Origin of the sequence: Candidatus Photobacterium acropomis, from assembly GCF_030685555.1 — a bacterium.
Taxonomy (GTDB): Bacteria; Pseudomonadota; Gammaproteobacteria; order Enterobacterales; family Vibrionaceae; genus Photobacterium; species Photobacterium lucens.
Genome location: NZ_CP131609.1, coordinates 460,550 through 479,474, shown reverse-complemented (window position 1 = coordinate 479,474; position 18,925 = coordinate 460,550). Strand labels below are relative to the sequence as shown.

Here is an 18,925-nt window from a genome sequence, read left to right as displayed (position 1 = left end):
GCCATGACACAGAAGAATTTCTTAATCGAGCTAGGTACTGAAGAGCTACCACCAAAAGCACTACGTACTCTAGCTGAAGCTTTTGCTGCTAACTTTGAAGCAGAGCTAAAAGCGGCAGATCTACCGCATGATGGTATCAAGTGGTATGCAGCACCTCGCCGTTTAGCACTTAAAGTAACAGGCCTTGCTGAAAACCAACCTGATAAAGTAGTTGAAAAGCGCGGTCCTGCTATCGCTTCAGCATTTGATGCCGACGGTAACCCAACCAAGGCAGCACAAGGCTGGGCTCGTGGTAACGGTATTACTGTTGACCAAGCTGAGCGCATGGTAACAGACAAAGGCGAATGGCTACTGTTCAAGCAAGAAGTAAAAGGCCAACCGGCACAAACACTACTTCCTGAACTAGCAGCAGCAGCTCTTGCTAAGCTACCTATCCCACGTCCAATGCGTTGGGGTGACAAAGAAACGCAATTTATCCGTCCAGTGAAAACACTGACCATGCTATTGGGTGACGAGCTAGTTGAAGGCACTATCTTAGGTGTAGCTTCTGCACGTACTATCCGTGGTCACCGTTTTATGGGTGAAGCTGAATTTACTATCGACAATGCTGATCAATACCCTGCAATCCTAGAAGAGCGCGGTAAAGTGATGGCTGACTATGACGCACGTAAAGCAATCATTGTTGCTGACGCGCAGAAAGCAGCACAAGCTGTTGGCGGTACAGCCGATCTAGAAGACGATTTAGTTGAAGAAGTGACCTCTCTTGTTGAATGGCCTGTAGTACTAACAGCTTCATTTGAAGAGAAGTTCCTAAAAGTGCCTTCTGAAGCTTTGGTTTACACCATGAAAGGCGATCAGAAGTACTTCCCTGTTTACGATGCTGAAGGCAAGCTTGTACCTAAGTTCATCTTCGTATCAAACATCATCTCTAACGATCCAAGCCAAATCATCTCAGGTAACGAGAAAGTTGTTCGTCCTCGTCTAGCAGATGCTGAGTTCTTCTTTAACACTGACCTTAAGAGCAAGTTGATTGATCGCCTTCCTCAACTAGAGACTGCGATTTTCCAACAGCAACTAGGTACGATTAAAGATAAAACTGATCGCATTACAGAGCTTGCTGGCTACATTGCTGACAAGATCGGTGCAGACGTTGATAACGCGAAGCGTGCAGGTCTACTGGCGAAATGTGACCTAATGACATCGATGGTATTTGAATTTACAGATACGCAAGGTGTAATGGGTATGCACTACGCACGTCACGATGGCGAGCAAGAAGATGTAGCACTAGCGCTAAACGAGCAATACATGCCTCGTTTCGCAGGTGACCAACTACCAAGCACACCAGTATCATCAGCAGTCGCGATGGCTGATAAGCTAGATACAATTGTAGGTATCTTCGGTATCGGTCAAGCGCCAAAAGGCAGTGACCCATTTGCCCTACGTCGTGCATCACTAGGTGTACTACGTATTATCGTTGAAAACGGCTACGATCTAGACCTTGTTGATCTTGTTGCTAAAGCGCACTCACTATTCGGTGATAAGCTAACTAACAACAATGTAGATTCTGACGTTATCGAATTCATGTTAGGTCGTTTCCGTGCATGGTATCAAGATGCTGGCTTTAGCATTGATGTTATCCAAGCCGTACTTGCGATGCACCCAACACAACCGGCTGACTTTGATAAGCGTGTGAAAGCAGTAAGCCACTTCCGTGAGCTTGATGCAGCAGAATCACTAGCAGCAGCGAACAAGCGTGTTGGTAACATCCTTGCGAAATTCGACGGTGAGCTACCGACTACGGTTGATAACAGCCTACTTGTCGAAGCGGCTGAAAAAGAGCTAGCAGAGAAAGTAACCGCTGTTGTTGCTGCGCTTGAACCAGTATTTGCTGCTGGTGACTACCAAACAGCACTAACAGAGCTGGCATCACTACGTGAGCCTGTTGATGCTTTCTTCGATAACGTAATGGTAATGGCTGATGACGAGAAACTAAAAGTTAACCGTCTAGCACTGCTTAACCTACTACGTAACCAATTCTTGAAAGTAGCAGATATCTCTCTACTTCAAAAATAAGGTTAACTGACGTTATCTAAAACCACGCTCCGGCGTGGTTTTTTTTCGCCTATCTTCTGCTATCTCTTGCGTATGTTTCATGTGGAACATTTTTTAACTTTCAATAACGTCACATATAGCCACTTTACGCTCCAAGAAATACACCACTCTGATCAACACAAATGAATGTGATTACAACTTTCTCTTAACCTGACAATACGTTATGTTACGCTCAATAAGCCATCATCTTGATAGCTCTTACATCAAAACTAAATATCGACACTGAGGTTGTAAACGTAATGGACTTTTCGCGCTTTGGTAATAAGTTTGCAGGCGATTCTGGGATCACCCTATTAATGCAAGATCTCAATGATGGACTCACCAATCCCGATGCCATCATGCTCGGAGGCGGAAATCCAGCGCAAATCCCAGCTATGAATCACTACTTTACTGAGCTATTAAAAGACATGGCAACCACAGGTGAGCTTACTGCGTCAATGACTAACTATGACGGTCCACAAGGTAAGGATCGCTTTCTAGATGCGCTTGCAGCACTGTTACAGCAACAATACGGTTGGGAAATTAGTGCTAAAAATATTGTCTTAACCAATGGCAGCCAAAGTGCGTTCTTTAGCTTATTTAACTTACTGGCAGGTGAATTTGAAAATGGCAAAAAGAAGAAAATATTACTGCCGTTATCACCAGAATACATCGGTTATGCCGATGCCGGTTTAAGCCCTGATATGTTTATCTCGTACCAACCTACGATCAGTATGTTGGAAGATGGCTTTTTTAAATACCATGTCGATTTTAGCAAACTCGTTATCGATGACAGCATCGCAGCCATTTGTGCCTCTCGCCCAACCAACCCAACAGGCAATGTACTGACAGATAAAGAAATCGAACATTTAGCAGCACTGGCTAAAGAGCACCAGATCCCGTTAATTATCGACAATGCTTACGGCTTACCCTTCCCTGATATTATCTTTGAAGAGGTAACACCATTTTGGGATGACAATACCATTCTGTGCATGAGCTTATCCAAGCTTGGGTTACCCGGTGTCCGCTGTGGCATCGTGATTGCTAATGAAGAGATGGTTACTGCTTTGTCTAACATCAATGGTATCGTCAATTTAGCACCTGGTAGTATTGGCCCTGCAGTAGCAACGAAAATGATCCACCAGCAAGAACTATTGCCACTAAGCCAAAACGTGATCAAGCCGTTTTATCATCAGAAAGTGCAACGTGCCGTTGAATTACTGCGCCAAGCTATTCCCGATCCTCGATTTAACATTCACAAACCTGAAGGTGCTATCTTCTTATGGCTATGGTTTGAAGGTTTGCCGATCACCACTAAGGTGCTTTATCAACGCTTAAAACAACGTGGCGTACTGATCGTGCCTGGTGAATATTTCTTTATCGGATTACAAGATGAGTGGGCACACAGCCATGAATGCTTACGCATGAACTATGTCCAAGATGATGAAGCAATGCAGCGTGGTATTACTATTATTGCTGAAGAAGTCGCTAAAGCTTACGCAGAGTAACCGCCCTTTTAGCTCGTATAGATAAATAAAAAAACGCCGCTAGTGATAGCGGCGTTTTTATTGAGCTTGAAAGACAAACTATACGTTTGTGCTACACAGCAATACTATACGTCGAGGTTAGCTACTTTCAGTGCGTTCTCTTCAATGAAGTTACGACGAGGTTCAACCTGATCACCCATTAGACAGGTAAACAGCTCATCTGCTGCAACAGCATCATTGATAGTTACTTGCATCATACGACGTGATTCAGGATCCATTGTTGTTTCCCAAAGTTGCTCTGGGTTCATCTCACCTAGACCTTTGTAGCGCTGTAGAGAAAGACCACGACGTGATTCTTTGTTTAGCCACTCCAATGCATCTTTAAAGCTTGAAACCGCTTGCTTACGCTCACCACGTTGAACAAATGCTGTATCTTCAAGTAACCCATCTAATGCTTCAGACAGATCAGCAATCTTCGCGTACTCTTTCGAGTTAAGCAAATCGAAGCTTAATAGGTATTCGTGATCAACACCGTGAGTACGTACAATCACTTTCGGCAAGAATACGTTATTTTCTTCATCACGGATGATCTCAGAGCTGTATAGACTCTCACCAGATTGCTTAGCGTTAAGAGCGGTGATCAATGGTGCTAACCATGCTTCAACTTTCGCTTCATCTGCCATCATTTCCGTTGTTAAACGAGGCTGGTAAACAAACTCATTAAGCATCAATGATGGGTAACGACGGCTCATACGATCGATAAGCTTCATGCCCGCATTGTATTGCGTTACTAATGCTTCTAGAGCTGCACCTGTAATTGCTGGCGCGCCATCGTTCGCAAATAGTGATGCGTTATCCAGTGCCAATGTTGTTTGGTACTGGTTCATATCTTCATCATCTTTGATGTATTGCTCTTGCTTACCCTTCTTCACTTTGTAAAGTGGTGGCTGTGCAATGTAGATATGACCACGCTCAATAAGCTCTGGCATTTGACGGTAGAAGAAGGTCAACAGTAGCGTACGAATGTGCGAACCATCGACATCGGCATCGGTCATGATGATGATGTTATGGTAGCGTAGCTTATCTGGGTTGTATTCGTCACGACCAATACCACAGCCCATTGCCGTGATCAGCGTTGCCACTTCTTGTGAAGATAGCATTTTGTCGAAACGTGCTTTTTCTACGTTAAGGATCTTACCTTTAAGCGGTAGGATTGCTTGGTTCTTGCGGTTACGGCCTTGCTTAGCAGAACCACCCGCAGAGTCACCCTCCACTATGTATAGTTCAGACACGGCAGGATCTTTTTCCTGACAGTCAGCAAGTTTACCTGGAAGACCCGCTAAATCTAACGCACCTTTACGACGTGTCATTTCACGCGCTTTACGTGCTGCTTCACGCGCACGTGATGCATCGATGATCTTAGTACAAACGGTTTTCGCATCTGCTGGGTTTTCTAATAAGAACTCAGCAAGCTTTTCGTTCATCGCAGATTCAACTGCAGCTTTCACTTCGCTTGAAACTAGCTTGTCTTTAGTCTGGCTAGAGAACTTAGGATCCGGCACTTTCACAGAGATAACGGCGGTTAAACCTTCACGGGCATCATCACCAGATGTCGCCGCTTTCGCTTTCTTCGAGTAGCCTTCTTTATCCATGAACGAGTTCAGCGTACGTGTTAACGCACCACGGAAACCCGCTAAGTGAGTACCACCATCACGCTGAGGGATATTGTTAGTAAAACAGAAAATGCTTTCTTGGAAACCGTCGTTCCACTGCATTGCAACTTCAACCGAAATACCGTCATCACGCTCACTATCAAAGTGGAATACTTTTGGATGGATCGGTGTCTTGTTACGGTTTAAGTGCTCGACGAATGCTTGAATACCGCCTTCGTACATGAAGTGATCGTGCTTACCTTCTTCACGCTCATCATTTAGTTTGATAGAAACGCCAGAGTTAAGGAAAGACAGCTCACGAAGACGTTTAGCTAGAATTTCGTATTGGAATTCGATATTTGTAAACGTTTCTTCACTTGGCCAGAAACGAATACGAGTACCAGTTTCATCGGTATCGCCAATCACCGCTAGTGGTGCATCAGGTACACCGTGACGGTAAACTTGCTGGTGAATATGACCACCACGTTTAATGGTTAGTTCTACTTTTTCAGACAGTGCGTTCACAACCGACACACCTACACCGTGTAGACCACCTGATACTTTGTATGAGTTATCATCGAACTTACCACCAGCGTGCAGTACCGTCATGATAACTTCAGCAGCAGATACACCTTCTTCTTCGTGTAGCTCTGTTGGAATACCACGGCCGTCATCGCTAACAGATACCGAACCATCTTCGTGGATGGTAACAATGATATCTTCACAGTGACCAGCAAGAGCTTCATCGATAGAGTTATCGACAACCTCAAAAACCATGTGGTGCAAGCCAGTACCATCATCAGTATCACCGATGTACATTCCTGGGCGCTTACGTACCGCATCGAGGCCTTTAAGCACCTTAATGCTTGATGAATCGTAATTGTTGGACATTGAGTTACTCTCGCTTTAATTATCCTGCGGTTATTTTACCGTGTTCCACATGGAACAGCTTGCCATTTTCATCGAGCATATCAGCAACTTGATCGTCACTAATGGCACTGATGAACACTTGGGCGTTAGTTTCCTTTAATCGCTGCGCTAGCAACGCTCGCCTGTGGCTATCCAATTCGGAAGCAAAATCATCAATAAGGTAAATACATTGTTTGCCAGTCGCTTCTGTTAAGTGCAAACCTTGCGCTAATCGCAAGGCACACACCATCAATTTCAGTTGTCCACGGGACAACACATCCTCAACAGGCGTACCGGCAACCTTTATCCGTAAATCGGCCTTATGTGGCCCACTTGCGGTATAACCAAGTTGGCAATCACGCTCAAAATTGCGCTTTAACAACTCGGCATAAGGTGTTTCTTTTTCCCAACCTCGGTAGTAACCAAGTTGAATTTCATATTCAGGGAGAAAAACCTGAAAAATCTCAGCGGCTTTTTCTTTTACCGCTGAAATATAATCTTGGCGCCATACACTAATTTGCTCAGCCAGCAGTGCTAACTCTTGATCCCAGTAACTGAGTTCACGGTAACTACGCGCGGTTTTGAGCAAGGCATTACGCTGTTTCGTTAATCGTTTTAAGCGGCTCCATGCATGATAGAACTTAGGTTCAACATGAAACACACCCCAATCAATAAACGCACGGCGGTATTTAGGTCCGCCGATCAATAAATCAAACCCTTCAGGGGTAATTAACTGTAATGGTAAAATCTGCGCAAGTTGTGCCACCTTCTGGTTTGGCTCCCCTGCAATTTTCACTTCCGTCGTACCATCACGTTTTTTATTTAACCCAATCGGCAACATCAATTGAGTTTGGTTATCCACCACTCGACCATGAATAAACAATTCACTTTGCTCGTGGCGGATCACTCGGCTAGTAAGATGGCTACGGAACGAACGTCCATGACCAAGGTAATGGATCGCTTCCAATACACTGGTTTTGCCACTGCCGTTAGCCCCGACTAAAAAATTAAATCCAGTCGCTAATGCCAAATCGCACGATTCAATATTTCGAAAATCGTGCACCATTAAACGAGTAAGTGCCATACCTATAGTCTGATAGGCATCACCACATACATGGCTTCATCGTTATTCGAGTCTTCAATTAATGACGGTGCATTGGCATCAGATAATGAAAGACGGACTTGATCGCATTTAAGGGTGTTTAATACATCCAACACATAGCTGACGTTGAAACCGATCTCTAAGCTATCGCCTTGGTAATCAACATCAAGAAACTCTTCTGCTTCTTCTTGCTCAGGGTTGTTAGCAGTAATACGCATTTCACCGTTTGATAAGTTAACACGTACACCACGGAATTTTTCATTCGATAAGATCGCCGCACGAGCAAACGCATTACGCATTTCTTCACAACCTGCTTCCACAAACTTAGTGCTATTTTGTGGCATAACACGACGGTAATCAGGGAATCGACCATCCACCAGCTTTGAAGTGAAAACAAAGTTATTCACGGTAGCGCGAATATTCGAGTTACCGATCTGAATGTTCACTTCCGCTTCTGGGTTATCAAACAGGCGCACCAACTCAAGTACCCCTTTACGCGGTACAATGATTTGTTTAGTTGGTAGCTCGTGGCCTGTGTTGATCGCACATACTGCCATACGGTGACCATCAGTTGCTACCGAACGTAAGTGCTGACCATCGGTTTCAAACAACATGCCGTTTAAGTAGTAACGCACATCTTGGTTAGCCATTGAAAATTGAGTGCTGTCGATAAGCTGGCGCATACGGCCTTGCTCTAAGGTGAATTCCACCTCGCTTTGCCAATCTTCAATATTCGGGAAATCAGCAGCGGGCAGTGTCGTTAAGGTATAACGGCTTCGACCAGAGCGGATCAGCACGCGATCACCTTCATAGCTCACCGAAATGGTTGCGCTACTTGGTAAACCACGGCAGATATCTAAAAACTTACGAGAAGGGACTGTCACTGCGCCTGATTCAAACTCACCATCAAGTGCTACTTTGGCAATCAGTTCAACTTCCAAGTCGGTGCCTGTCATCGACAAGCAACCGTCTTCTACTTTCAACAAGATATTACCTAAAATCGGTAATGAAGGACGGCCGCCCAAAGCAGCAGCAACCTGTTGTAAAGGCTTTAATAAGTGTTCGCGTTCGACGGAAAATTTCATATCAAGACGACAATGTTCTAATTAGGTTTGAATAATCTTCTTTAATATCGTGGCTTTCTTCACGTAGCTGTTCGATTTTACGACAAGCGTGAAGGACAGTCGTATGATCACGACCACCAAATGCATCACCGATTTCAGGAAGACTGTGGTTAGTCAGCTCTTTTGCCAGTGCCATCGCCATTTGACGTGGACGGGCTACACTACGAGAGCGACGTTTTGACAACATATCTGCCATCTTTATTTTATAGTATTCAGCAACGGTCTTCTGAATATTATCAATCGTGACTAGCTTCTCTTGCAGGGCTAATAAGTCACGCAGCGCTTCACGTACAAAATCAATGGTGATAGCCCGACCAGTAAAGTTGGCATTGGCGATCACACGGTTCAACGCCCCTTCTAGCTCACGTACATTCGAGCGAAGTCGTTTAGCAATAAAGAAAGCCACTTCGTCAGCCAGACGAATATTATGATCTTCTGCTTTCTTCATTAAAATCGCAACACGGGTTTCTAACTCAGGCGGTTCAATCGCAACCGTTAAACCCCAGCCGAAACGTGACTTCAGACGATCTTCTACCCCATTAATTTCACGCGGGTAACGGTCTGACGTCAGAATAATTTGTTGGTTGCCTTCAAGCAGTGCGTTAAAGGTATGGAAGAATTCTTCTTGAGAACGCTCTTTATTGGCAAAGAATTGAATATCATCGATAAGCAAGGCATCAACGCTACGGTAGTAACGCTTAAATTCTTCAATCGCATTGTTTTGTAAGGCTTTGACCATGTCCTGAACAAAACGTTCAGAGTGCATGTACACCACTTTGGCATTCGGCTTACGGTTAGCAATCGCGTTACCTACCGCATGTAACAGGTGAGTTTTACCCAAACCTGTACCGCCATATAAAAAGAGTGGGTTGTAAGCAGCACCAGGGTTATCTGCAACTTGACGACAAGCTGCTAAACCTAACTGGTTCGATTTACCTTCAACGAAATTATTGAAATTGTGTTTTGGATTAACATTAGAACGGTAACCGCCCTGCTGCGCTTCAGGTTGTACTGGTGACGGTGCAGGTTCATAGCTTGTTGGCGCGGATTGTTCTAAACGCGATTCCACCGTTTCAACCGCAGGTGCTGGCGCTAAGGTTGGCGCAACAGCTGGTTGTGATGGTGGCGGTACCGTCACCGGTTTACTACCGACTTCAAATCGTAGGATCGGTGCATCACTGCCGCAAAACTCGTTAAGCAGTCGATTGATATTATTAAGATACTTATCCCGCACCCAGTCCAATACAAAACGGTTAGGCGCAAACAATGTCAAAGTATGATCATTTAACTCGGCTTGAAGCGGGCGAACCCACATGCTGAATTCTGTCGCAGGGAGTTCTTCCTGAAGGCGTTGAAGGCACTGCAACCATAGCGAAGATGACAAGTTAGACTCCACACTTAATAAACAAAACACAAAAAGGGATATAATTTTATACCCGCGAGAAGAGGATCTCCAGTAAAGAGATCGCAGATCAAGTGAATAAGATCCAAGTTATACACACTGATCGCACAAAAAAGTGGAGATCAGCACAATTTAACCTGTTGTTACTCACAGTTATATTAACACAGCTAGGTAAAATAAATGCGCCTCATCACCTATTTATTGGCGTTTTTACCTAAATTTAGCGATATTTTTTCGCTCAATTATCATCCACAGGTAAAATGTTCCATTGTGGGTAACCTATTTACTCAAATATCCCCCAAACCAAGTATTTTTACTCTTCTAATCTTGTCGAAATCGTTCCATTTACTCACTTTTTAATATTCGCTTTCAATTCATCACTTTATATGGGAAAGATCTAAGCCCAAACATACCGTGACAGGTGATAGATCAAGCTAGAGCCGATTAAATAAGACAAAACAGCAATGATCAATGCGCATTTATCACAGAAAGCCCCACCCGATCACGACCGACTGCACGATCCTTTGCTAAAAAACGATTAAATTGATAGATGATCATCTAAGGATCCTTGCGCTTATGGCTACAAAACGTATAATTCAGCGCCCGTTGCTAGATGTAGGTATATTTATTGACTCTTTGAGGGTCAGTGATTACAATTCCGCCTCTTTGTTAGCGGTATTTGACTAATTTTTGTCAAACACTAGTAACGAACTTAAAAACTGATCAGTTAATTTAAGGTAACAAAATGACCAAACGCACTTTCCAACCAACTGTTCTTAAGCGTAAGCGTACTCACGGCTTCCGTGCACGTATGGCTACTAAGAACGGTCGTGCTGTAATCAATGCACGTCGCGCTAAAGGCCGTAAGCGTCTTTCTAAGTAATCTCGACGATTATTTTGAATAAGTTCGCTTTTTCTCGGGAGTTACGCTTGTTAACTCCCGAACATTACAAAACTGTCTTCCAGCAAGCTCATCGTGCTGGCTCACCTCACTTAACTATTCTTGCTCGTTCTAACGAACTAAACTGCCCCCGTCTTGGTCTGGCTGTTCCAAAAAAACAGATTAAGAATGCTGTCGACCGAAATCGCTTCAAACGTATCGTGCGTGAAAGTTTTCGTCTCAAACAACATCAGCTTCCAGCAAAAGATTTTGTAGTCATTGCCAAGAAATCAGCTAACGAGTTGAGCAACGAAGAACTCTTTAAGTTGTTAGATAAGTTATGGCATCGCCTGTCTCGCCCTTCGCGTGGCTAGTCGTAGGACTAGTCCGCTTTTACCAACTGGCAATAAGTCCGCTTCTTGGACCTCGCTGTCGTTTTACCCCTACCTGCTCTCAATATGCGATCGAAGCTGTAAAAATGCATGGAGCATTAAAAGGTTGTTGGTTAGCGGCGAAACGTCTATTAAAATGTCACCCTTTAAATAACGGTGGTTACGACCCCGTTCCGCCAACTAAGCATAACGACAGAGAACATTAACTATGGGTTCCCAACGTAATATTCTGTTAATTGCTCTACTTTTTGTCTCATTCTTACTTTTCCAACAATGGAATGCTGACAAAAACCCTCAGCCACAAGGCCAAGGTGTAGCGCAACAAGCCTCACAAAACAGTGATATCCCATCACATTCAGGTGAAGGTCAGCCTCTAACAGACCAAACTAGTTCACAAAACTTAATTACCATTAAAACGGATGTATTGGAATTAACAGTCGATACGCTTGGTGGTGATGTAGTTGATGCAAAACTTCTAAAATACAACAACACATTAGGTTCAAAAGACCCGTTTGTACTGCTTAGCGATACCAACGGTCACGATTACATTGCGCAATCTGGTCTTATTGGTCCAAATGGTGCTGACTCACAACAAAACGGTCGTGCGCAATACAGCGTGACTGCAAAAGATTTTGTAATGGGTCCTGAGCAAAACGAACTACGTGTACCAATGACATTTACTAAAGATGGCATTACTTACACTAAGACGTTCGTACTAAAACGTAACGATTATGCGGTTAACGTTGATTACACTGTAGCGAACAACACTGACAAAGCAGCAAGCGTACAAATGTATGCACAGCTTCGTCATAAGCTAAGTGATTCAGGCGGTAGCCTAACTATGCCTACTTACCTAGGTGGTGCATATTCTGCGAACGATACTAAGTACAAGAAATACAGCTTCGACGACATGAAGGACAAGAACCTTGATGTTGCTGCGAACGAAGGTTGGGCGGCGATCATGCAGCACTACTTTGTTTCTGCTTGGATCCCACGCGATGGCGCAGATCAAACGTCTCAAGTTTACTCTACAACTAGCAACGGTAACGGCTACATTGGCGTACGTATGCCAATCGAAACAGTTGCACCTGGTCAGAGTAAAGAAATTAAAGCAACACTTTGGGTAGGCCCTAAGCTGCAAAACGAAATGGCAGCGACAGCGAAAAACCTAAACCTAACTGTAGACTACGGTTGGTTATGGTTCATTGCGAGCCCACTACACAAGCTACTTTCATTTATTCACAGCATCGTGGGTAACTGGGGTATTGCTATCATCGTGCTAACCTTCATTGTTCGTGGTGCAATGTACCCACTAACAAAAGCGCAATACACGTCGATGGCTAAAATGCGTATGCTACAGCCTAAGATCCAAGAAATGCGCGAGCGTTTAGGCGATGACCGTCAACGCATGAGCCAAGAGATGATGGAGCTGTACAAGAAAGAGAAGGTAAACCCACTAGGTGGCTGTCTTCCAATCTTGCTACAGATGCCAATCTTCATTGCACTGTACTGGGCACTAATGGAATCAGTTGAATTGCGTCACGCGCCATTCTTCGGTTGGATCCATGACTTGTCAGCACAAGACCCGTACTACGTGCTACCTATCCTAATGGGTATCACTATGTTCTTTATCCAGAAGATGAGTCCGTCAACAGTGACTGACCCAATGCAGCAGAAGATCATGACCTTTATGCCGGTTATGTTTACGTTCTTCTTCCTGTTCTTCCCTTCAGGTCTAGTGCTTTACTGGTTAGTGTCAAACATCGTTACACTGATCCAGCAAACCATTATTTTCCGTCAACTAGAGAAAAAAGGCTTACACAGCAGTAAAAAAGCGAAGTAATCCACGCTAGTTAGCAAAAGGCGACCTCCGGGTCGCCTTTTTTATTTGCATTGCTCGGACGTGGCGCTGACTATAATTGGTTAAAATTTAATCTTTAGCTTGAGGCGTTCGTCACGACATTATGAATCCAGATTTAACGACAACAACAACCCCAGATTATGGTTGGTCATCATTTATCGCCACCCCTCTCCATGATTTACTGTCACTCATCCACGGTGTTGTCGGTAACTGGGGTGTCGCCATTATTATTCTGACCCTGATTGTCCGTGGCTTAATGTATCCGCTAACGAAAGCACAATATACTTCAATGGCCAAGATGCGTATGCTACAGCCAAAGCTGCAAGCATTACGTGAAAGCTATGGTGATGACCGTCAACGTATGAGCCAAGAAATGATGGCACTGTACAAGAAAGAGCAAATTAACCCATTAGGTGGCTGTTTGCCTTTACTGTTACAAATGCCGATCTTTATTGCGCTCTATACTGTATTGAATTTATCAACAGAGCTACGTAATGCGCCTTTCTTTGGTTGGATCCAAAACTTGTCAGCACAAGACCCATATTATGTACTACCGATCTTAATGGGGATCTCGATGTTCTTTATCCAAAAGAACAGCCCATCGACCGTTACCGATCCAATGCAGCAGAAGATCATGACCTTTATGCCTGTTATCTTTACGGTGTTCTTTTTGTTCTTCCCGGCAGGTCTCGTGCTGTATTGGCTCACTTCAAATATCGTTACCCTCATTCAGCAAACTATTATCTTCCGTCAGCTCGAAGCACAAGGCTTACATAGCCGAGATAAGTCGAAGTAACGTATCATTTGGACTAAGGCGGCTTTTTAGTCGCCTTTTTTATTTGCCTAATTAGGTGTTAGACACAACACTAGTTTACAATTGCCGTGTTTTTATCAAGCAAAGCCAAGGTTATGAATCAACACATCGATACTATTGTCGCTCAAGCGACACCGCCGGGTCGTGGTGGCGTCGGCATCATCCGCGTTTCAGGTCCTAAAGCCAAAGAGGTTGCGCTTGCTGTTGCAGGTCGCGAACTGAAAACTCGCTACGCTGAATACCTGCCATTTAAGAATGAAGATGGCACAGCACTCGATCAAGGCATCGCGCTATTCTTTAAAGGCCCGAACTCCTTTACTGGCGAAGATGTGTTGGAACTCCAAGGCCATGGTGGCCCGGTACTGATGGATATGATGATCCGTCGTATCTTAAAAATTGACGGTATTCGTGCCGCACGCCCAGGTGAGTTCTCTGAGCGTGCCTTTATGAACGACAAGCTCGACTTAGCGCAAGCAGAAGCGATTGCCGACCTAATCGATGCAAGCTCCGAAGAAGCCGCTAAGAGTGCGTTCAAATCGCTGCAAGGGGCATTTTCTACTAAGGTGAATAACCTTGTTGAAGCACTGATCCATTTACGCATCTACGTAGAAGCGGCGATTGATTTCCCTGAAGAAGAAATTGATTTTCTGTCTGACGGTAAAGTCAGTGGCGATCTCAATGGCATCATCGAGCGTCTTAACGATGTACGTAAAGAAGCTAACCAAGGCGCAATTATGCGTGAAGGGATGAAGGTGGTTATTGCTGGTCGTCCTAATGCGGGTAAATCTAGCCTGTTGAACGCGCTATCAGGTAAAGACAGCGCAATCGTTACTGACATTGCAGGTACGACTCGTGACGTACTGCGTGAGCACATCCACATTGATGGCATGCCGCTGCATATTATTGATACCGCAGGTCTTCGCGAAGCTTCTGATGAAGTAGAGCGTATTGGTATTGAGCGTGCATGGGATGAAATCGAACATGCTGATCGCGTACTATTTATGGTTGATAGCACCACCACAGATGCGACCGATCCTAAAGAGATCTGGCCTGACTTTATTGAGCGTCTACCTGCCGATATGGGCTTAACGGTGATCCGTAACAAAGCCGAATTAACAGGTGAGCAAACCGGTATTTGTCATGCTAACAACCCAACCCTAATTCGCCTATCAGCGCGCACAGGTGATGGTGTTGATGCACTGCGCGAACACCTAAAACAATGTATGGGTTTCTCAGGTACTACAGAAGGTGGTTTCATGGCGCGTCGTCGTCACCTAGATGCCCTAGAGCGTGCAGCTGAGCACCTTGATATTGGTAAAGAGCAGCTTGAAGGCTTTATGGCGGGTGAAATCCTTGCAGAAGAACTGCGTCTTGCCCAGCAGCACTTAAGTGAGATCACCGGTGAGTTTACCTCTGATGACTTACTTGGTCGTATCTTTACATCCTTCTGTATTGGTAAGTAAATACTAACCTTTTTTGACAGAAACAATAAAACGTCATATATCTTTGATATATGACGTTTTTTATTATTTTTTATCTTTGATTCACGCAGGTTTTGGGTAATTAATACTGATGTACTCAGGCTCTTCAATGCCCGCTTGCTGATTTAATACTCGGGTCAAAGCAAAATAGTAGTTAACTAACAAGTTAGTAAAACGCGGTAAGGTCTCTGGCACCTTTTTACCCGAAGCGTCCACTAACACGAGTTGACGTACAACCTTCTTCGCCAAGCTTCGACACTGATGCAGTTGTATTACCGGCCCAACACCACGAGGAAGAACAAAGCGTTTATTGCTATCACTAACCTGCTCACGGAAGTAATGATAATCAGCTTTAAGCTGTTCGATATCCACTTCAAAAATGCCACACTTCCCACGAATAGAGCCGTTTAAGTGAAAAATACGAGGCTGTAGCCACTCTAATGATTGACGTATTTCACCTTGTGCTAATTGCGATAACGCTAACCCAGTATAGGTACAAAGCTCATCCGTTAAGATCTCAAAATCACACAAAGGCGAGTCTTCAAAAATAAAAGGATAAGCTAACTCATCAATATCACCGGAATATTTTAACGTCATCGTGATCAGTCCTCTTTTACAGTTAGCAGTATTAATGAAACGATAAATAACTGTAATTGACAGTCAGATCAAAATCACTAACTATGTGCGCCATCTTTTGCTAGCCCAAGGAAGAGCGGTAAGCAGTCTTTATATGCTTTGCGATTAATGATTATGATGCGTCGATTTTTTCATCTCTTTTCACTTATCACAGCTTTTGTGATGTCTTTTCATGCTCATGCAATACAAGCAACCCGTTATCCATTAACCGTTACCGATGGCACGAACCAAACCGTTACCTTAAAACAGGCACCATTACGTGTGTCATCAAAAAGCATGTTTAGCGATCAAGTACTGATAGAGTTACTACCAGCCAACCAGATCACCAGTTTAAGTCGATTAAGCAAAGATCCCTCCTATTCCCTGATCGCAAGCAAGATCCCGGCTTCCATCCCTTTATTGGATCTCAATATAGAGCGCACGATTGCCAATAAACCGGATCTGCTTATTGCTGCAAACTGGAGCGATCAACAAAAAATAGAGGTTTTACGCCAAGCAGGTATCACCGTGTTTGTCTTTAACACCGTCTATAGTATTCACGATATCGAGAATAATATTCTGTTATTAGGCAAACTCGTTAACCAACCAGAACGAGCCCAACAACTGGTTAATGACATGAATACCAAACTAGCTACTGAGGTTATCAAACCAACGCACAGATTAACCGCTGTGGAATACACCCCATGGGGTGCAGCAAGTAATAAAGCCTCAACCATTAACACCATTATGACTCGTGCAGGCTTAAACAATGTCGTTGCCGATGTTCAAGGTGATCAGTACGGTCAAGTCCCTTTAGCAAAAGAGCAATTATTAGTCTTAAACCCTGATGTGATCATCATTCCTGGTACCTGTGATACAGACAATACCGATAACAGCAATGCGTTTCGCCAACAGCTATTAAATGATCCATCACTACAACAGCTTAAAGCGATCAAAAACAACAAGGTGGTTTGTTTACCGCAATCACTGCGCTCAACCGATAGCCAATACATTGTTGATGCGATCATCTACCTCAACCATCAGATTTATGGTGATAACAAGTAATGCCATGAAGACACTCGCCTCCTCGTATCAGTGGTTACTCACCTTCATTTTATTCATTGTAATACTAGCGATATACCTCTGTATCGGCTCGGTTTCGATACCGCTGCATGATGTTATTGGCTTATTACACGCCTACCTCGTTCATGGTAGCCAATATGCCGCCGAGCATTACCCTCTCGCCAATGCCATTATTGCGCATATTCGTCTACCGAGAGCCTGTGCAGCTATCCTTGCTGGTGGCGCACTCGCATTAGCGGGTGCGTGTAGCCAAGGGTTATTTAAAAACCCTTTAGCCAGCCCGGATATTCTTGGGATCAGTGCCGGTAGCAGCTTTGCTGCAGTACTTGCTATCGTGATGGGGATCAATGCCAGCAGCTTGGGGGGATTGCCGATATTTACCACAATGGGGGCTTTAGCCAGTGTCGCTTTGGTTTACCTCCTTGCCGCCAAATCAGCCCAACAAGGCCTGTTTATTATCTTGGCAGGACTCGCCGTATCGAGCCTACTCGGTGGCTTAACCATGGGGGTATTACTTACCGCTCAGCAGTATGAAGTCAGTGAGTTTGTGTTCTGGACCATGGGCGGATTAGATTCTCGGATCTGGCAACAATTACTCTGGCCAACCCCTATTATCATAGTAGCCGCAGTGATCTTGCTTCGTCACGGGCAAATATTAAACCTATTGGCATTAGGTGAGCAGAACGCCCATGGCATGGGAGTCAACGTAAAACGTACCCAATTACTATTACTCGGTTTAACCACATTATTAACCGCGATGGCTATTGCCGTGGCAGGCCCTATCGGCTTTATTGGTTTAATCGTACCGCATTTAGTCAGATTGGTATTAGGCCCAGATAACCGCCGATTATTACCATTTTCAGCCGTGTTCGGGGCACTGTTTCTATTACTTTGCGATTTATTTGCCAGAACCGTGATCGCTCCTCATGAATTAAAAACCGGGATCATCACTGCCGTGCTCGGTGGTATCTACTTTATTATTCTCTTGATCCGCAGTCAGTACAAAGGAATGACCCAATGAGTACGATCCTAGACGTGACACAATTGTCTTTAACTCAGGGTAATAAGATCTTACTCAATCAAATCGATTTCACACTTAATGCTGGCGAGCTGGTGGGAATCATCGGCCCAAATGGCGCAGGTAAAAGCACCCTACTAAAGTGTCTATCTGGCTATATCTCTCCTTCGAGTGGCAGCATTTCACTCCTCGGTAAACCGCTATCAAGTTATTCTCATCAAGGTCGCGCTCAGCATTTAAGCTACCTTCCTCAGCACAGCGAGCTCGCTTTTTCCTTTTTAGTTAAAGACGTAATTAGCTATGGCACCTTTAATAATCCCAATCCAAATAACGCCGATGAACTTGCCAAGGTCATTGCACAAACAAACATAGAAGATTTATTAAATCAATCACTTAACCAGTTATCTGGCGGAGAGCAACAACGAGTCCATTTCGCCCGTATTTTGCTGCAAAATGCCAATATAATGCTGCTTGATGAGCCCACTGCTAGCCTTGATATCGGCCATGAGTCCCAACTGATGAACATCATTACAGCCCAATGCCAGCAAGGAAAGACTGCGCTGGTGGCACTCCATAATCTCAATACTGCACTGGAGTTTTGCGATCGCTTATTACTGCTTCAACAAGGTGAACTGATCGCTTTCGACAGCCCAGAGCAGGTATTAACCCCAGCCCAATTACGCCAGCTTTATCACGATAATATTCGTATTTCACGTCATCCAGATAGCAATAAGCTTTATCTCACCCCATTAAGAAAATAGATCATTTTCTTCTCTATTTACCCACAAGGATCATCATTAATACACGATCACAAGCTTGTGATTAAAATATCAAGATCATGTGGGTAAGATCATCAAATCAATTTCATCCACAAAAATAAGATCACCATTCAATGATCGTCTATCTCCTTTATAAAACTGATCATTTGCTAAAAATACCCACACTTTTTCCTCTCATTACGAGTAAATTTGCTGGTGGATATCATGAAACCATAGATAAGTGTATAAATAGACG

General features: G+C 44.1%; 15 protein-coding genes and 1 pseudogene. 11 read left to right on the top strand and 5 right to left on the bottom strand.

From position 1 onward, the window contains the following. The first annotated feature begins 3 nt into the window (after positions 1 to 3). Complete coding sequence (gene glyS / locus Q7657_RS08845; RefSeq protein WP_107167308.1) at positions 4 to 2,073, top strand: glycine--tRNA ligase subunit beta; 2,070 nt, start codon at positions 4 to 6, stop codon at positions 2,071 to 2,073. A 278-nt stretch (positions 2,074 to 2,351) separates the two neighbouring features. Next, a complete protein-coding gene (locus Q7657_RS08840) occupies positions 2,352 to 3,599 on the top strand; it encodes a valine--pyruvate transaminase (protein ID WP_107167307.1) in 1,248 nt (415 codons plus the stop codon). A gap of 104 nt (positions 3,600 to 3,703) precedes the next feature. Here Q7657_RS08840 and gyrB read toward each other — a convergent pair whose 3' ends face one another. Genes gyrB through dnaA form a run of 4 tightly spaced genes read right to left on the bottom strand, consistent with a single transcriptional unit; the run spans position 3,704 to position 9,749 of the window. Next, entirely contained in the window at positions 3,704 to 6,121 is a 2,418-nt protein-coding gene (gene gyrB, locus Q7657_RS08835; protein WP_107167306.1) for a DNA topoisomerase (ATP-hydrolyzing) subunit B, read from the bottom strand. A 19-nt stretch (positions 6,122 to 6,140) separates the two neighbouring features. Beyond that, positions 6,141 to 7,223, bottom strand: coding sequence for a DNA replication/repair protein RecF (gene recF, locus Q7657_RS08830; RefSeq protein WP_045064209.1), 1,083 nt, complete (start codon positions 7,221 to 7,223; stop codon positions 6,141 to 6,143). A gap of 2 nt (positions 7,224 to 7,225) precedes the next feature. Next, on the bottom strand, positions 7,226 to 8,326 hold the full coding sequence (gene dnaN, locus Q7657_RS08825) for a DNA polymerase III subunit beta (RefSeq protein WP_107167305.1): 1,101 nt from the start codon (positions 8,324 to 8,326) through the stop codon (positions 7,226 to 7,228). Position 8,327: 1 nt separating this feature from the next. After that, positions 8,328 to 9,749 (bottom strand): chromosomal replication initiator protein DnaA, encoded by a 1,422-nt coding sequence (dnaA, locus tag Q7657_RS08820; protein ID WP_053986522.1) that lies wholly within the window; start codon positions 9,747 to 9,749, stop codon positions 8,328 to 8,330. Between the two features lie 763 nt (positions 9,750 to 10,512). Here dnaA and rpmH point away from each other — a divergent pair. The 6 genes and pseudogenes from rpmH (at position 10,513) to mnmE (ending at position 15,177) form a co-directional block, all read left to right on the top strand. After that, positions 10,513 to 10,650: a 50S ribosomal protein L34 gene (gene rpmH, locus Q7657_RS08815; RefSeq protein ID WP_053986523.1), complete on the top strand. Its 138-nt coding sequence runs from the start codon at positions 10,513 to 10,515 to the stop codon at positions 10,648 to 10,650. A gap of 14 nt (positions 10,651 to 10,664) precedes the next feature. Beyond that, positions 10,665 to 11,021, top strand: a complete 357-nt coding sequence (rnpA, locus tag Q7657_RS08810; RefSeq protein WP_080562911.1) for a ribonuclease P protein component — start codon at positions 10,665 to 10,667, stop codon at positions 11,019 to 11,021. After that, positions 10,988 to 11,245: a membrane protein insertion efficiency factor YidD gene (gene yidD, locus Q7657_RS08805; RefSeq protein ID WP_023933982.1), complete on the top strand. Its 258-nt coding sequence runs from the start codon at positions 10,988 to 10,990 to the stop codon at positions 11,243 to 11,245. The genes rnpA and yidD overlap by 34 nt, the downstream gene beginning before the upstream one ends. 2 nt (positions 11,246 to 11,247) lie before the next feature. After that, entirely contained in the window at positions 11,248 to 12,882 is a 1,635-nt protein-coding gene (gene yidC / locus Q7657_RS08800) for a membrane protein insertase YidC (RefSeq protein WP_107167304.1), read from the top strand. A 148-nt stretch (positions 12,883 to 13,030) separates the two neighbouring features. Next, a pseudogene (gene yidC / locus Q7657_RS08795) lies at positions 13,031 to 13,696 on the top strand (membrane protein insertase YidC); the annotation flags it as partial. 113 nt (positions 13,697 to 13,809) lie between these two features. Continuing rightward, on the top strand, positions 13,810 to 15,177 hold the full coding sequence (mnmE, locus tag Q7657_RS08790; RefSeq protein ID WP_060990148.1) for a tRNA uridine-5-carboxymethylaminomethyl(34) synthesis GTPase MnmE: 1,368 nt from the start codon (positions 13,810 to 13,812) through the stop codon (positions 15,175 to 15,177). Between the two features lie 81 nt (positions 15,178 to 15,258). On the opposite strand, the gene Q7657_RS08785 is transcribed toward mnmE, so the two are convergent. Next, on the bottom strand, positions 15,259 to 15,792 hold the full coding sequence (locus Q7657_RS08785; protein WP_107167302.1) for a cobalamin adenosyltransferase family protein: 534 nt from the start codon (positions 15,790 to 15,792) through the stop codon (positions 15,259 to 15,261). A 201-nt stretch (positions 15,793 to 15,993) separates the two neighbouring features. Between Q7657_RS08785 and Q7657_RS08780 the strand changes: the two genes are divergently transcribed. From Q7657_RS08780 to Q7657_RS08770, 3 genes are read left to right on the top strand one after another with little or no spacing between them, the layout of a single operon-like run. Then, complete coding sequence (locus Q7657_RS08780) at positions 15,994 to 16,875, top strand: ABC transporter substrate-binding protein (RefSeq protein ID WP_258178298.1); 882 nt, start codon at positions 15,994 to 15,996, stop codon at positions 16,873 to 16,875. Positions 16,876 to 16,879: 4 nt separating this feature from the next. After that, positions 16,880 to 17,914, top strand: a complete 1,035-nt coding sequence (locus Q7657_RS08775; RefSeq protein ID WP_107167300.1) for a FecCD family ABC transporter permease — start codon at positions 16,880 to 16,882, stop codon at positions 17,912 to 17,914. Next, positions 17,911 to 18,672 (top strand): heme ABC transporter ATP-binding protein, encoded by a 762-nt coding sequence (locus Q7657_RS08770; RefSeq protein ID WP_107167299.1) that lies wholly within the window; start codon positions 17,911 to 17,913, stop codon positions 18,670 to 18,672. The genes Q7657_RS08775 and Q7657_RS08770 overlap by 4 nt, the downstream gene beginning before the upstream one ends. The last annotated feature ends 253 nt before the right edge of the window (positions 18,673 to 18,925 follow it).